The 16287-nt window shown below is 40.6% G+C and carries 16 protein-coding genes; 8 read left to right on the top strand and 8 right to left on the bottom strand.

Annotation, left to right across the window (positions count from 1 at the left end; genetic code table 11):
• Nucleotides 1–52 precede the first annotated feature (52 nt).
• From trpA to PVK79_RS13170, 6 genes are read right to left on the bottom strand one after another with little or no spacing between them, the layout of a single operon-like run.
• Entirely contained in the window at nucleotides 53–883 is an 831-nt protein-coding gene (trpA, locus tag PVK79_RS13145; protein ID WP_182731444.1) for a tryptophan synthase subunit alpha, read from the bottom strand.
• The gene (gene trpB, locus PVK79_RS13150) at nucleotides 880–2064 is read right to left on the bottom strand and encodes a tryptophan synthase subunit beta (protein ID WP_145233645.1); all 1185 of its coding nucleotides are present in this window, start codon (nucleotides 2062–2064) and stop codon (nucleotides 880–882) included. Before trpB ends, trpA begins: the two co-directional genes overlap by 4 nt.
• A 7-nt stretch (nucleotides 2065–2071) precedes the next feature.
• The gene (gene trpCF / locus PVK79_RS13155; protein ID WP_182760467.1) at nucleotides 2072–3436 is read right to left on the bottom strand and encodes a bifunctional indole-3-glycerol-phosphate synthase TrpC/phosphoribosylanthranilate isomerase TrpF; all 1365 of its coding nucleotides are present in this window, start codon (nucleotides 3434–3436) and stop codon (nucleotides 2072–2074) included.
• Nucleotides 3429–4457, bottom strand: coding sequence for an anthranilate phosphoribosyltransferase (gene trpD / locus PVK79_RS13160; RefSeq protein ID WP_257326372.1), 1029 nt, complete (start codon nucleotides 4455–4457; stop codon nucleotides 3429–3431). Before trpD ends, trpCF begins: the two co-directional genes overlap by 8 nt.
• Nucleotides 4458–4510: 53 nt before the next feature.
• On the bottom strand, nucleotides 4511–5128 hold the full coding sequence (locus tag PVK79_RS13165) for an aminodeoxychorismate/anthranilate synthase component II (protein WP_182734840.1): 618 nt from the start codon (nucleotides 5126–5128) through the stop codon (nucleotides 4511–4513).
• A gap of 1 nt (nucleotide 5129) precedes the next feature.
• Entirely contained in the window at nucleotides 5130–6698 is a 1569-nt protein-coding gene (locus PVK79_RS13170) for an anthranilate synthase component 1 (RefSeq protein WP_182734838.1), read from the bottom strand.
• Between the two features lie 423 nt (nucleotides 6699–7121).
• Between PVK79_RS13170 and rnm the strand changes: the two genes are divergently transcribed.
• From rnm to PVK79_RS13195, 5 genes are all read left to right on the top strand, one after another.
• Entirely contained in the window at nucleotides 7122–7979 is an 858-nt protein-coding gene (rnm, locus tag PVK79_RS13175) for an RNase RNM (protein WP_145233653.1), read from the top strand.
• Entirely contained in the window at nucleotides 7972–8592 is a 621-nt protein-coding gene (locus tag PVK79_RS13180; protein WP_145233655.1) for an L-threonylcarbamoyladenylate synthase, read from the top strand. The genes rnm and PVK79_RS13180 overlap by 8 nt, the downstream gene beginning before the upstream one ends.
• A 15-nt stretch (nucleotides 8593–8607) precedes the next feature.
• A complete protein-coding gene (locus PVK79_RS13185; RefSeq protein ID WP_182731448.1) occupies nucleotides 8608–9441 on the top strand; it encodes a segregation and condensation protein A in 834 nt (277 codons plus the stop codon).
• 201 nt (nucleotides 9442–9642) lie between these two features.
• Nucleotides 9643–10197, top strand: a complete 555-nt coding sequence (locus tag PVK79_RS13190; RefSeq protein ID WP_149981004.1) for a cytochrome b — start codon at nucleotides 9643–9645, stop codon at nucleotides 10195–10197.
• 3 nt (nucleotides 10198–10200) lie between these two features.
• Nucleotides 10201–10779 carry a YceI family protein gene (locus PVK79_RS13195; RefSeq protein WP_145233661.1) on the top strand — a complete coding sequence of 193 codons (579 nt, stop codon included), beginning with the start codon at nucleotides 10201–10203 and terminating at the stop codon, nucleotides 10777–10779.
• A 50-nt stretch (nucleotides 10780–10829) separates the two neighbouring features.
• Here the strand turns inward: PVK79_RS13195 and PVK79_RS13200 are convergent, their stop codons facing one another.
• Nucleotides 10830–11687, bottom strand: a complete 858-nt coding sequence (locus PVK79_RS13200) for a TIGR02285 family protein (RefSeq protein WP_257325860.1) — start codon at nucleotides 11685–11687, stop codon at nucleotides 10830–10832.
• Between the two features lie 126 nt (nucleotides 11688–11813).
• Entirely contained in the window at nucleotides 11814–11957 is a 144-nt protein-coding gene (locus tag PVK79_RS13205) for a hypothetical protein (RefSeq protein ID WP_182717921.1), read from the bottom strand.
• A gap of 449 nt (nucleotides 11958–12406) precedes the next feature.
• On the opposite strand from PVK79_RS13205, the gene PVK79_RS13210 reads away from it, so the two are divergent.
• The 3 genes from PVK79_RS13210 (at nucleotide 12407) to PVK79_RS13220 (ending at nucleotide 16240) form a co-directional block, all read left to right on the top strand.
• Nucleotides 12407–12958, top strand: a complete 552-nt coding sequence (locus tag PVK79_RS13210) for a dienelactone hydrolase family protein (protein ID WP_257325862.1) — start codon at nucleotides 12407–12409, stop codon at nucleotides 12956–12958.
• Between the two features lie 69 nt (nucleotides 12959–13027).
• Nucleotides 13028–13984, top strand: coding sequence for an acetoacetate decarboxylase family protein (locus PVK79_RS13215; protein WP_182757687.1), 957 nt, complete (start codon nucleotides 13028–13030; stop codon nucleotides 13982–13984).
• Between the two features lie 9 nt (nucleotides 13985–13993).
• Nucleotides 13994–16240, top strand: coding sequence for an NAD(P)-binding protein (locus PVK79_RS13220; protein ID WP_274803898.1), 2247 nt, complete (start codon nucleotides 13994–13996; stop codon nucleotides 16238–16240).
• The last annotated feature ends 47 nt before the right edge of the window (nucleotides 16241–16287 follow it).

Here is a 16287-nt window from a genome sequence, read left to right on the forward strand (position 1 = left end):
ATTACCAGAAAAGGGCCGCAACAGGCCCTTTTCTTATTTTCGAAGTATGAACTTACAGCGCAGTTGCAGCTTTCATGCTCGCTACGAACTCTTGTAAACCACTGAGCATAGCTTGAGGGGTATCGAGATTCGCTTCAATAATTTTCACTACCGCCGAGCCAGATATAGCACCTGCTGCACCGGCATTAAGTGCTGCTTTTACATCATCAGGGGTTGAAATCCCAAAACCTAATAACGCAGGGGCGCTGTGGTATTCTTTTAGTTTAGTGACAATTGATGTCGCCGGCATTTGTGCTTTAGTTTCTGTGCCTGTTACACCCGCACGGGATAGCAAATAAGTATAACCACGGCCATAAGAGGCACATTCGCGTAAAGTGTCATCAGGTGCGTTAGGCGTGGCTATAAAAATGGGGTCAATGCCATTACTCATTGCCGCTTTGCGAAACATTTTAGATTCATGAAGCGGCACATCTGCAACTAGAATTGAGTCAACGCCGACTGCTTTGGCATCTTGGTAAAAAGCCTCTAAACCGCGTTTAAAAACTAAGTTCGAATACAACAATAAACCAATTGGGATATCAGCATTGTACTGGCGTACTTGCTTGATGATATCAAAGCAATCTTGGGTATTTATATTTACTTTAAGGGCCCGAATATTGGCAGCTTGAATAACTGGGCCATCTGCTATTGGGTCTGAAAATGGAATACCCAGCTCTAAGCCATCAGCGCCGCCATCAATTAAGCTTTTGATTATTTCAACGCTCAGTTCTTTATTTGGATCGCCAATTGTAACAAACGGCACAAATGCACCTTGATTTAGCTCGCTTAAACGGGCGAACATTTTACCGTAGCGGTCTGTTTTTTGGATTGCTGTCTGGCTCATAACTGATCCCCTTTAGAAAGTACATCCATAACGTGTGATAAGTCTTTGTCGCCGCGACCACTTAAATTCACTACTAAAATTGACTCTTCAGTTTGCTGCTCTGCATACTTCAGTGCGTAAGCTAGTGCATGACTTGATTCGAGCGCAGGAATAATCCCTTCGTTTTTAGCCAGTAATTGGAATGCTTCTAATGCTTCGGTATCTGTAATACCCACATATTGCGCACGGCCAGTTTCATGTAAAAACGCATGTTGTGGGCCAACAGCTGGGTAATCAAGACCCGCTGAGACAGAATATGATTCCTCAATCTGGCCATCATCATTTTGCATTATATAGGTATAAGTACCGTGCAAAATACCTTTAGTTCCTTTACAGATTGTTGCACCGTGCTCGTGGGTATCAAGCCCTTTGCCAGCGGGCTCTACGCCAATGAGTTTTACACTTGGCTCGTCAATAAAATCTGTAAACATACCAATGGCGTTAGAGCCACCGCCTACACAAGCAAGCACCGCATCAGGTAGGCGACCTTCAGCTTTTAATACTTGTTGTTTTGCTTCTTCACCAATCACTTTTTGGAACTCACGAACGATGGTAGGGAATGGGTGAGGACCTGCAGCAGTACCAAGTAAGTAATGCGCTTCTTTATAATTTGCTGACCAATCACGAAGCGCTTCGTTTACGGCATCTTTTAATGTGCCAGAGCCTGCAGTAACCGGGATCACTTCAGCGCCCATTAGTTTCATTCTAAATACGTTTGGTTGTTGGCGTGCCACGTCTTTAGCGCCCATATAAATACGGCATTTTAAACCAAGTAATGCACACGCAAGCGCCGTTGCAACGCCGTGTTGGCCTGCGCCTGTTTCAGCAATAACTTGTTTTTTACCCATGCGTTGAGTTAATAGTGCTTGGCCTAACACCTGATTCGTTTTGTGCGCGCCACCGTGCAGTAAGTCTTCACGCTTTAAGTATAATTTTACTTTTGGGTTTTTAATTAAGTTACGTGTTAATGTCAGCGGCGTAGGACGGCCAGCATATTCATTAAGTAACTTTTCCAGTTCAGCTTGAAAAGCCGGATCTGTTTGCGATTTATTAAATTCGTTTTCGAGTTGTTTAAGTGCTGGTACTAGCAATTCTGGGACAAACATGCCGCCAAATTCGCCGAAATAAGCTGGATTATTCATATTAACCTCAATATTTACGGATGCTGATAAATGCATCATTTAATTTGTTTGGGCATTTTTTACCGGCGCTTTGCTCAACCCCTGAATTTAGGTCGAGTCCATGCGCACCTTGATATAATGCACCTTGAATATTTTCTGGGTTTAAGCCACCAGCAAGCATAAATGGCTGCTTAGTCTCTTTGAGTATTGACCAATCAAAGGTCTTACCGGTACCGCCGGCTTGCGTATCGCTGTGAGTATCGTATAAGTGGCGATCAACGCCATTGACAGGTGTTGGCAAGCTATCCTTCACAGCTTGCGCCTTCCAAATCTGGCAATTACTTGGTAGCAAAGGACGCAGTTCGTTTATATAGACTGCATCTTCTTGGCCATGTAATTGCACTGCTGCAAGCTTTAAGCTCTGAGCATGATTGACAACGTCTGCGATTGTTGCGTTTACAAATACGCCTACATAGGCAAGAGGGGCACTTTGCATAACTTGTTTTGCACAATCTAAATCAACAAAACGAGGGGATTTAGGTGCAAAAATTAGCCCCCCATAAACGGCACCACTTTCATAAGCGGCAATGGCATCTTGGCTACGGGTTAAGCCACAAACTTTGTTTTCACCTAAAATTACGCTTCGACAAGCGCGCTCTAAATCACGCTCAGCCATCAGTGAACTACCGATTAAAAAGCCATTACACAACGGGGCCAAGCGTTTTACATCTTGGTGTGTGTAAATACCTGATTCTGAAATAACCACTTTGTTATCAGGAATAAGCTTTCTTAGTGCCTCAGTGGTAGCTAAGTTTGTGCTCAAATCACGTAAATCACGGTTATTAATACCAATAATTTGCGCATTGAGTGCCAGAGCTCGATGTACTTCAGCTTCGTTACTCACTTCGGTGAGGATTGCCATGTTTAGGCTTTTTGCAACTTTTTCAAGCGATTGATATTGCGTATCATCGAGTACTGACAACATTAATAAAATAGCATCGCCGCCATAAATACGGGCCAAATAAATTTGGTATTCATCAATAAAGAAATCTTTACAGATCAATGGTTGCTCTACTTGACTGCGCACAAATTCGAGATAATCAAAACTACCCTGAAAATATTTTTCATCGGTTAACACACTGATGCAGCTAGCGTAGTTTTTATAAACACGGGTGATCTCGGCTAAATCAAACGGCTCTCGAATAAGGCCTTTTGACGGCGAGGCCTTTTTGCATTCCAAAATAAACTGAGTGCCAGGCGCTGCAAGGGCTTTATAAAAATCACGATTTGTGGGTATTGCTTGATGCTTAAAGCTCTCAAGAGGGCGCTTGGATTTGCGTTCAATGAGCTCTATTTTTTTATCTGCAACTATTTTGTCTAATACATTAGCCATTACTTACCTCGGAGTTTGCGTATTCTTTATTACTGCTTATGACAATGGCATTTAAGGTATTCAATGCACGGCCGCTTTGTAAAACCTCTTTAACTTGCATCGCGGCACTTTTAAAATCGTCGGCTTTATTGGTTAAATAAAGCAACGCAGCAACGTTAACAATAATGGCCGCATTGTGCGCGTCGGTGCCGTTACCAGCTAAAATAGCCATGCTAGCCTTGGCGTTATATTCTGGTCCTTCACCGGCAAGTTGTTCAAGTGAATAGTTTGCAAGACCAAAATCAGCAGGGGTAAGTGTGTACTGGCTGATTTTTCCGTTGTTAAGCTCTGCTACGGTCGTTTCACCGTGCAAGGCTATTTCATCGGTGCCCGAGCCATGAACGACCATTGCGCGCGGTGTACCTAACGTTTTTAAGGTGTGTGCTATCGCTAAGCATAAACTTTCATCATATACCCCCAATAATTGCACATCCGGTGCTGCTGGATTTGCCAATGGCCCTAAAATATTAAAAATAGTACGGGTTTTTAAGGTCGTTCGCACACCCATAGCATGGCGTACGCCGCTGTGATAATGCGGAGCAAACAAAAACGTAAAGCCGGTTTGCTCTAAACACTGCGCCGCGTGTGCTGGGTTCATGTCTATATTGATGCCCAATGCTTTGAGTAAATCAGCGGAGCCGGAGTTACTCGAAACACTGCGATTACCGTGTTTGACCATATTTATACCGCAAGCTGCAGCAACGATGGCGGCGGTGGTGCTAATATTAATAGTGTTTGAGCCATCGCCGCCAGTACCACAACTATCGACAAGGTTTGTTAAGTGAGTAATAAAAGGTATCGCATTAGCACGCATCGATGCGGCTGCTCCTGCGATTTCGTCGCTTACTTCACCTTTTATTTTCAGTGCCACTAAGATGGCTGCCAGTTCGATGTCATTTACTTTGCCTTGCATAATGGCATCAAATAACTGTTGGCTTTGACTAAAGCTTAATGATGTTTGCGTTAATAACACATCAATCATTGATCCAATGCTCGCCTCACTGGCTGATTGTTGGTTTACTGACATACTATCCTCTACTGCTGTGCACTGGCTAAAAATTGCATACTTTGTTGAAGTAGCGCGGCGCCATTGGGCGTCAAAATAGACTCAGGATGAAATTGATAGCCAAGGGCTTTATCGTCACGATGATAAATTGCCATCGGTATTGACTCATAGTGGGCTATCACTGCAACACTGTCGGGTACTTTCGTGGCCATCAGTGAATGATAACGTGCCACAGGCATACGTTCACCCATACCTGCAAATACTGGGTGCTCACCAAGCTCAATGATTGATGATTTACCATGTACGGTTTCTCCAGCATGGCCAATAATACCGCCATAACTTTGTGTTAGTGCTTGTTGACCAAGGCAAATCCCCAACATTGGAAAACGGCCTTTGCATAGTTCAATCAATGCCATTAAACAGCCCGCCGCAGTGGGGGTGCCTGGGCCCGGCGACAGTACTAAAATCACTGGTTTAGTTTCCGCACACATTTTGTCATAAATCACCTGCGCGTCTATGTTGTTACGATATACCACTAAATCGCTGCCTAACATAGAAAGTTCATCGACTAAGTTATAACTAAATGAATCAAAATTATCTAAAAAGTAGATTTTTAAGTCCGTTAAGTTGTTGATGTTTTGACTCATTTTAGTGTCCTTGGTACGTCGATTGAATGGCTGTAATAACCGCTTGTGCTTTAGCACGAGTCTCATTGGCTTCAGATTGAGGGTCTGAGTCAAACACAACTCCGGCACCGGCTTGTACATACGCGGTATTATTTTTAACAAAGGCCGAGCGAATAACAATGCAACTGTCCATGGCGCCGTCACCGGTTAAATAACCTACCGCACCACCGTAACTACCACGGCGCTTACCTTCAGTTTGCCTTACCAACTCTGCCGCGCTGACTTTAGGCGCACCAACTAAAGTGCCCATGTTCATACAGGCTTGGTAAGCGTGTAGGGCATCCAGCTGAGGTTTTAATGTGCCAACAACGCGTGACACTAAATGCATTACTTGCGAATAACGGTCGACCTTTAATAGCTCTTTTGCGTGGCGAGTTCCCGGGACACTGATACGAGCTACGTCATTTCGTGCTAAATCAACCAACATTAAATGCTCAGCACGCTCTTTTTGGTCGTTGCGCAGTTCCAGTTCAATACGACTGTCTAAATCTGGATTAATTTGGCCATTAGCAAACTTTCCTCGTGGGCGAGTTCCTGCAATTGGATATACTTCAACTTGTTGTGATGTAGCACAAAACTTTAAAGCTGACTCAGGAGAGGCACCAAATAACGCAAATTCACTGTCGCGCATATAAAACATGTACGGGCTTGGATTTTGTTTTTTTAGTTGGCTGTAGGCATGTAGTGGGTTGGCGCAAGCTAACGAGAAGGTACGCGATGGCACAACTTGAAAAATATCGCCATCGACAATGTGTTTTTTCAAACTATTGACCTGTTGGCAATAGAGCTCGTCACTAATATCAACACTGACGTCACTGCTGCCAGCACTTTGCTGCGCACTATAGCTATCGGCTTGGTCGCATAAGGTATTTAAACGTTCGAGCTTTTTACCCACTTCAAAACAGTTTGCATGCACATCAGGGCCATTAAAAACGTTACCAATCAGCTCAGTGGTTTTAGCTTGGTGATCAATTACCACTAAGGTTTCAGCTAAATAAAATACGTAATCAGGACAGCTATTTTCTCCATCTGGTACATCACTCAGTTGTTCAAAGTTGGCTACCATGTCGTAAGCAAACACACCGCCTAAAAATAACGAAAATGGATTGTTTGTGGTGCTGCTGATACTATTTATACAACAGCGCAAGGCACTAAAAGCATTATCGGCAATCAGCTTTGAGGCTTCATCAATATTATGATCGATACCTTGATATTCGATGCTGAGAGTTTGCTTGTTTAATTGAGTATGGCAGTTTTCTAATTTAGTTTGTAAATAAGGCAGTAATTGCTGACCATTATTAGATTGCGCCGTTACTGTGACTGTTTTACCTGTGCAGATTATTTTTAGTGCACAATCTACCAAAATTAAACTTTTGACACTGTCTTTAGAATCAATTTCTGCTGACTCTAACAGTAATGAATTATCTTTATCAAGCAATCCATATAGTGCCAATGGGCTATGTATATATTCTCGCACTTCGGTGATGCTAGTAACTTCACCTGGCGTTGTTGTTATATGACTAAAAATCAAACCTCATTCCCTCAAAAAAATAAAACCCCGCAAGCTAAGCTATGCGGGGTTTGAATAACGATACCTATGTTTCAGATAGACCATTACCGTCCCGCTATACCAGGCGCCACCACCAATGATGTGTAAAAGTTGCTACGTTATTCATGTTTGTTACCCTAAAATTTAAATATAAAAAAACCCGCAATAAGCGGGTTTAGAATGTGTTAGACACGACAATTCGTCACCCGATAATTTACGAGTGCCACCACCAGATAGTGTTTTGGATTGAATTTATCATTGTTGTAATTCTATTTGTGTCTCAAGTGACTACAGTAAACCGTATCAACTGCGTTAGTGTCAAGTATTTATTTAAAACAATTTATTAAAAAATTTTGTTATACTTAATAACAACTTTCGCACATTTAATATGAGCAGTCTTCTCTTTTGATAAAATACGATTTACACAGTCATACCACACATTCTGACGGGCAATTAACTGTTGAGCAATTATTATTGCGTGCAGTTGAAAAAAATATAGATGTGTTTGCGATCACTGATCACGACACCACTGCTGCGGTTAAACCTGCACAAGCATATATAGAAAGCGAATCTCTACCATTAACCTTGATATCAGGGGTTGAAATTTCCACTAAGTGGGAAAGTTTTGAGATCCACATCGTGGCATTAAACGTAGATATTGACGAGTCAACATTGACCAGCTTATTGACTATCCAACAGCAAAAACGTGCTGATAGAGCTGTCGAGATCGGTCGTCGTTTAGAGAAAAATGGCTTTGATGGCATTTATCAACAAGCGCAAGAGCTTGCCGCAGATGCACAAATTACCCGTGCACATTATGCAAGAGCACTTATTGCTCGTGGCGTTGCAACCACAATTCCTGGGGTGTTTAAAAAATACCTTGGCCGCGCTAAAACGGGTTATGTACCAAGCGATTGGTGTGATATGCAAACCGCCATTGCCGCCATTCATGCCGCAGGTGGCGTTGCTGTGATTGCCCACCCTGGGCGTTATCAAATGTCAAATAAATGGCTGCGCAAATTATTGAGTCAGTTTAAAGATGCCGGTGGCGATGCAATGGAAGTTGCACAACCACAACAAGCACCGACTGAGCGACAGTTTTTAGGCGAATTGAGCCGTGAATACGATTTACTGTGTTCGCAAGGATCTGATTTTCATTTTCCTACTAGTTGGCTAGAATTAGGAAAAAACTTATATTTGCCAAAAGATTGCCAAGGCGTTTGGCAAACTTGGGAAGGGCAAACAGGAGAACTAAATGAGTGATTTTTTTCATATTCATCCAGATAATCCACAACCACGCTTAATTAATCAAGCGGTCGACATTATCAAACAAGGTGGAGTGGTGGTATATCCAACCGATTCAGGCTATGCAATAGGCTGTAATTTAGGTAACAAACAAGCAAAAGAGCGTATTGAGCGCATCCGTGGTATTGAAAAACACCATAACTTTACCTTAGTATGTCGTGACCTATCTGAGCTTTCTACTTATGCACGAGTAGATAACCAACTATTTAGATTAATTAAAAACAATACACCCGGGCCTTATACGTTTATCTTTAAAGGCACTAAAGAAGTACCAAAACGTTTGTTAAACGACAAGAAAAAAACCATTGGTATTCGTGTAATAGAACATCCAATTACCTGCGCATTGCTAGCCGAGTTAGGTGAGCCATTGATGTCGTGTTCATTAATTTTACCCGGTGAGCAGTTTACTGAGTCTGATCCGGACGAGATACGTGATCGCATAGGTAATCAAGTTGATTTAATTATTCATGGCGGCTATTTAGCTGAGCAAGCAACCACAGTAATCGACCTGTCAGAAGATACAGTTGAGGTGCTGCGTGTAGGCTGTGGCGATACAGCTCCATTTGAATAACTACGCCGATAAACCATGAACGAACTACATACTGATGATGTAGCTCAAATACGAGAGCCGGCGCAACAAAAGTTGCCGCTGGCTTTTTTGCATGGCAAAGAAGTAATGAATACCCCGGAAGATTTGTATATTCCGCCAGACGCTCTAGAAGTAATTTTAGAAACCTTTGAAGGGCCACTTGATTTATTACTATATTTAATAAAAAAACATAAGTTAGATATTCTGGAATTGTCGATTTTTAGCATTACTGAACAATACGTCCGTTATGTTGAAATGATGACCGAGTTTCAATTGGAGCTTGCTGGTGAATATTTGGTGATGGCGGCATTACTTGCACAAATAAAATCACGACTATTACTGCCAAAACATGAAGAGCTTGAGGAAGAAGAAGATCCACGGGCTGAATTAATTCGTCGTTTACAAGAGTATGAACAATTTAAGCTAGCTGCGCAGAACCTTGATGATATTCCACGTGTTGGCCGTGATATTTTTATTGCCCACGCATTAGTGCCTGAGCAGAGCGAGCATGCTCAATTGTTACCGGATGTTGATTTAAAAGATTTACTATTTGCGCTCAGTGATGTGATGGCGCGAGCTAAAACTTTTGAGCATCATCAAATAACCGCTGAAGCTTTATCAACTCGCGAAAGAATGAGTTTAATTTTGCAAAAGTTATCGACAGCCGGCACGCAACTTCCTTTCACTGACTTATTCACTTTTGACGAAGGCCGCAGTGGTGTAGTGGTTAGCTTTATTGCTATGCTAGAGCTCATCAAAGAAAACCTTATCACTTGCTTGCAAGTCGATCCTACAACACAAATTTATATCGGTTTGATTGAAAATAATTAAACAATTATTAGGGTGATGATGTTTATCATTGATTAACTTGCTAACTTGCTAACTTGCTAACTTGCTAACTTGCTAACTTGCTAACTTGCTAAATTTAATCTTAATTGTGCATATACGCACATAACTTGTTTGTTATTAGCTATTTTCTTCTATCTAGGTACGCGCTATTCTGATGTCATTCGATAATGGAATTAATAACACATGCTTAAAAATACAAAATCTTCGTACGGTGTGGTTGCCATTTTATTACATTGGTTAATGGCGGTAATGGTGATTGGCTTATTTGGCCTTGGCTTGTACATGGTTGAACTTACTTATTACGATAGTTGGTATAAAGGTTCTTTGGATTTACATAAAAGCGTAGGGATCACCTTAGTTGCTTTATTAATTTTTAGATTTGCTTGGCGTGCATTGGGCACGCAGCCTGAGCCAGTAGCGGGCAGCAGTAAAGCGTTAAATAATGTAGCGCATACAGTACATATATTTTTATATCTACTGCTTAGCGTCATTGTGATTTCAGGCTATTTGATTTCTACTGCGGATGGTCGTGCAATTGAGGTGTTTACCTTATTTAGTATTCCCGCAATTGATTTTTCAGTAGCTAATCAAGCAGATATTGCAGGTAAAGTTCACTACTATGTGGCATGTAGCCTCATAGGATTAGTGGTTTTACATGCTCTTGGGGCGTTAAAACATCACTTTATCGATAAAGATAAAACCTTAGTTAGAATGATAAAACCACAAAAGGATGATTAATAAATGAAAAAAATATTACTTTCAGCTGCAGTAGCAGCAACATTGTTTGGTGCTAATACTGCACACGCTGCAGATTATGTTATTGACACTCAAGGTGCCCATGCATTTGTAAATTTTAAAATTAAGCATCTAGGTTATAGCTGGTTACACGGTCGTTTTAATACTTTTGACGGCGGCTTTAGCTACGATGCAGCTAACCCAGATGCATCACAGATCATGGTTAATATTGATACTAAAAGTATCGATTCGAACCATGCTGAACGTGATAAGCATTTACGTGGTAAAGAGTTTTTAAATGTTGATAAGTTTCCAACAGCGACCTTCAAAAGTACGTCAATTAAGTTTGATGAAGAGGGTGATGAAGCTGATGTAACAGGTGAGTTTACCCTTCATGGTGTAACAAAAACGATTACCTTTGAAATCGATAAAATTGGTGAAGGTAAAGATCCATGGGGTGGTTACCGAGTTGGCTTTGAAGGTGAAACCAGTTTAAAGCTTGCTGATTTTGGTATTGATTACAACCTAGGTCCTGCATCTACACATGTTGATATTGGTTTATATATTGAAGGTGTGCGTAAGTAAAACCTAACCTGAATTCAGGTTAAATAAATATGCTAATATTGATAAACGCCTCACTCAGTTGGGGCGTTTTTGTTTGCTTGTAAACGTTGCTCTAGTAACGGTTTTAAATTATCTGGTAACCAACGTAATAACACTTCATGGTAGGCTGGTTGTTGTTTTATTTCTTTCAGTGCTGCATTAAGCACTTCAACTTGTGCGATACCTTGCTCGGTATTAGTACAGCCAATATAGCCATAACTCAGATCGGGAGCTTCAGTCAGAGGCAATTGCATTAACTGATCTTCAAACCCCATCGATTTTGCTAAATAGTAATGCTCGCTTGGGTAGCCCAATAAAATATCAATGCGCTTTTTCTTTAACATGTAAGTCAAACTGGCAAGGGTATCGCGACCAGGTCGAATAATTATGGATGCGTCGGCACTATTATTAATTACTGCATCAATAGCATTACCGTATGATCGGCTCATAGAAATCCCCAGTGCAAGTTGGTATTGATTGAGTAGGGTTTTCAATGATACAGGTGTACTTGTTTCAAACTTGAGATGTTGCACAAGCTCTTGGTGAATAGCAATAGAAGGCGATAAGCCAACTGTCGAAGTCTGTTCACTAAAGCTGATGTGTTGTTTGCGGTGCGGGCTTTGGTATAGCGAGAGCATGCAGTAAGTATGATTTGGGTTAGACAGCTCCTGTATTGTGCGACTTGATGGAAAAATAGTACGGTTGAATGTATAGCTAGGAAGCTGTTGTTCTAATAAGGCGATAACACCTTCATCGCGGCCTGTTCCTGCGTATTGATCGTTAAAAATATAATAAGGGGCAAAGTCAGTGACTATCCAATCAATTGTTTTAGCATGCAAAGGAGTGCTAATTAACAATGATAAAAAAGCATAACGAAAGGCATAATGCATTAATTCAACCACAGATAAATTATTAATATACTAAGTGTAGCAGCTGTTGAATAGTTAGCTTAAAAAAAGCAAAACGCCAGCATTAGCTGGCGTCATTTAAATTGCGAGGAAGCAAATCAGTATCGATTAATTGGCTTTTAACCATTTAACAAATTGACGTGCGTCACTTGCTTTTGTAAATAAGGTATTTTTTAAACCTTGTGTATCAGAAAAAATAACACGTTGTTTATTTACTGAAATTGATTGCACTGGATGTGCGATTTGGATCATAGATCCGTTGTAACTATAAGACATAATAAAACTCACTTTTTTCTTGTTATCTTTAATGTGCGCTAATTTCTTTATTAGCTTTCAAAGCACAATTAGATAGACCGTGTTGTGTTTAGCTTCATTACAGTGTTGACGATCTTTATGACATTTATGCGACTATTTAAAAATATGCCGTAGTCTGAATTGGGGTTCTCGCCGTACAATAACTTAGCTCTATAATATACGTTTTGCGGGGATTACTGGATCAGGGTAAAGAGGTTAACCGCGAGGCTTTTTTAGGACCAAGAGGACAATTTACCCCAGTAATTTTATTTACGCAAGCATTATTTTAACTTTATTCTAGCCATTGTATTTTAACTGCTGTATTTTAATTAGCTAATCTGAAAAAGGCGTTTAGCGGTATTTTAACTGTTGTGCGGTAATTTAACTGTAAATAATAAGATTTGGCTATGGAATACATTATCGTTAGTGATATTTTTGGTAAAACCGCTCATTTGAGTCACTTTGCACGGCAATTTAACGCTAAAAGCATAATTGTCGATCCGTACGATGGGCAATTGCAGCCAGTGATTGATGAGCAATTACAGTATGATTTATTTATCACTGAGTGTGGTCACGATAACTATTTCAACAAGCTTAATACCATTCTTAGTAGAGTAACTAAACCAACTACGGTAATCGGTTTTAGTGCTGGTGGAGCCGCTGCGTGGCGAAGCCAAGCAACTGTGAAAAATTCACAGATAAAAAGATTAGTGGCATTTTATCCAAATCAAGTTCGTCATTATTTAGATTTGTCTGCCAGCGTGGCTTGCGAGTTTATTTTTGCGAAGCAAGAAGTGCACTTTGATATTCTTCCTGTGCTCGCTTGTTTAGAGCAGCAAATCAAAGTGCAATGCCAGCGTGCAGACTACGGTCATGGGTTTATGAATCCCTTGTCAAAAGGCTTCGATAGCTTTGGTTATCAACAATATAACCAATACTTGCTCACTGAAAATAATTAACTGAAATTACTACCTTGTAAAAAATCTTGGCTATACTTATTTTTTTATCCAATAAAATAATTATAAATCATGACCGTACAACTACCTCCTTATAGTCACTTTTTATCAAACCCTGTTGCAAAGCCACCATGTCGAATGACTAATGCAAATATGTATGGTTTTTTTGCAAAAATAGATCAGGATAAAGTTCAACAGTATATCGATACAACGCTTAATATTGTTGCAACGGATGAGTTATATTTTAAAGGCATAGGCGAATATGCATTATTAACCTTTACCGACATAGAAAAAATTGCCTCATTAACGCCGCCTTTTAGTGAGCACGGTTGGATGCAAGAGACTGATATTATTATTTGGTTACCAGTTGCAAAGGTTGAAAAGCAAGGCAATGATGAAGATATTACTCATCTTTATTGGTATCCGGCGTTTATTTGCGTAAATAATGTTTATGCATTAATAAACGGCAGAGAAACATGGGGTTACAATAAATATTTATGTGATTACCAGATGCCCAGTTCGGTAAGTGATATAACCGACTTTTCAGTTTCACTGGATTGTTTTAAGCATTTTTCGCCAACGTCAAAATTACAATCACAGCATTTATTTTCAGTCACCAAAAACGTCAAGACGCAAAGCGATGGCTTATTATCTGTATTAGAGGACTTTGGCGAGCATGTCGCCAATTTGTTTGATGGGGATCATCTTGGTATTGATTTTTCGCTATTAAAGCAGCTGTTACAGGGTTTTGTGAATCCACAGATGGATCAAATACTATTTAAGCAATTTCCTGACGGGCAAGGCGATAAGGCTGTTTTTCAAGCAGTTATGCACTCTCCTTCAGAAATAAAGAAAATCCATCAATTTAAGCTACTCAGTGGTGCTTATCAGCTACATTTACAGCAACTAGATAGTTTTCCTTTAGCGCAAATGTTTGGTTTACAGCTAGGAGCGCAAGCTGTGTATTTGCCGTTTTATATCAAGATGGATTTTGACCAACTTCAAGCTACACAAATACTCCCTAAGTAAGGATCCATTATGGAGCAAGAAAAAATAGTTATTATAGGCGGTGGTGTTGCCGCAATGACGGCTGCTTTATACCTGACTGAACAACCTAATTGGCAGCAAAAAAGACATATTACAGTGTACCAACAAGGTTGGCGTTTAGGAGGAAAAGGAGCCAGTGGCCGTAATGCTGTTATGGGGCAGCGCATAGAAGAGCATGGTTTACATGTCTGGTTTGGTGCCTATGTTAATAGTTTTAAAACCATTGAAACTGTATACGACAAGCTACAGCGTCCGCCAACGAGTGCACTGAGTACCTGGCAACAAGCACTTAAACCGCATAGTTTTATTGCCCTTGAGGAGCACATTGATGAACAGTGGCAAACGTGGCCTATAGACTTTCCTGTTTTACCTGGCAATCCTGCGAATGGGAGTTTAGATATTACCGTGTGGGACTTTGTAAAAATGACCCTTGCATGGCTAAAAAAATGGATACCACAATTTGAACTGGCCGCCAGAGTCCAAGCTAAGAGCACACAATTAACGACAAAAAAACCACGAGATAGATACCTACTACGCCATTTTCATCAACAAATTCAGACCTTGGTTTCTGATGGCAGTGATGCATGGCAAACCTTTACCAACGATATACAAAATCTCAATCAAGAAATCACTTCAACACCTAGCTTACTTGTCGATAAATTAAATAGCTTTGTGCAAAGTAACAACACACTGCAGCCACAAATTTCTGAGAAGAAAGATAGTTTAGTGATTTGGTATATTGTCAGAAAACTAAAACGCTGGATTAACCAAGAGTTAACCGAGTTACTGGATGACAATGCAGAGTTGAGGCGTATTTATATTTGTGCCGATTTAGCGATAGCGATGCTGGTTGGATTGATTAAAGATAAAGTTTATCGCGATGGTTTTGGGGTCATTAACAAGTATGATTTTCGTCAATGGTTATTAAAAAATGGTGCGAATAAACAATACAGTGTCGATTCTGCGCCCGTGCGTGGTTTTTATGATTTAGTGTTTGCCTACCCACAAGGTGATTTTAAAAAACCAAATGTAGAAGCTGGAGTTGCTGCACTTGCCATGCTTAGAATCGCATTGTGTTATCGCGGTGGGGTAATGTGGAAAATGCAGGCGGGAATGGGCGATGTTATTTTTGCGCCATTGTATGAACTATTAAAACAAAGAGGCGTTAACTTTGAATTCTTCCATCAACTACAGCAACTTACACCTGGGATTGATGAAAGTGGCCAAAACTGTGTTGCTTCTGTGTTATTACAACAGCAAGTGAGTTTAAATAACTCATCAGAGTATCAGCCATTAATTGATGTGAAAAACTTAGCTTGCTGGCCAAGTGAGCCTCTTTATCAGCAGATAAACCACGAGCAGGCCCTGTTACTAAAGCAGAATAATATTAATTTAGAATCATTTTGGAGTGATTGGCCCAGCTGTTACCAAGCACATTTTGGCGCACAACTACCAACTAAAACACTGCAGTTTAAAGATGATTTTGACCGGCTGATCCTTGGGGTCTCAGTTGCTTCATTAGAGCATGTTTGCCCACAATTATTAGCAATAGACGACAACTTTGCTGCTCAGGCTAAAAATGTTCTTTCGGTAGCTACACAAGCCAGTCAGATTTGGTTAAATAAAACAGATCAACAGTTAGGTTGGCAGTATATGCCGCCAAGTGAAGAAGGGCCTATTTTGAGTGGTTTTAGCGAACCGTTTGATACTTGGGCTGCAATGCAAAACTTAATTGATAAAGAGCAGTGGCCTGCAAGCAATAGTCCGCAGAATATTGCCTATTTTTGTAGTGCATTTCCTTGTCAAGAGTATCCACCACAGAGTGATCATGGTTTCCCTGCACGGGCAAAAGCACAAGTAAAAACTAACTTAACACAACTATTAACAACTAATATGCAGCCATTATGGCCGTTAGCTTATAACGATAATGACTTTGATTGGTCCATTTTATATACACAGCATGACGTGCCAGAATCAGCGCGCTTAGATCAACAGTACTGGCGAGTGAATGTTGATCCAAGTGAGCGTTATGTGCTGTCGGTTTCAGGTTCCAGTCAATATCGTTTAGCAACTGATGGCACGCAATTTAGTAATTTATTTATTACCGGCGATTGGATCAAAACAGGTGTTAATGCAGGTTGTGTTGAAGCTTCGGTTATGGCTGGAATGCAAACAGCACGAGCACTGTGTGGGTATCCGCAGCAGATCAGTGGTGAAAATGCCTTTGAAGCGCAGTAAAACTAGCTAATTAATGGATAACTTGGCGACTTTAATCAATAAATTAG

Origin of the sequence: Pseudoalteromonas rhizosphaerae, from assembly GCF_028885455.1 — a bacterium.
GTDB lineage: Bacteria > Pseudomonadota > Gammaproteobacteria > Enterobacterales > Alteromonadaceae > Pseudoalteromonas > Pseudoalteromonas rhizosphaerae.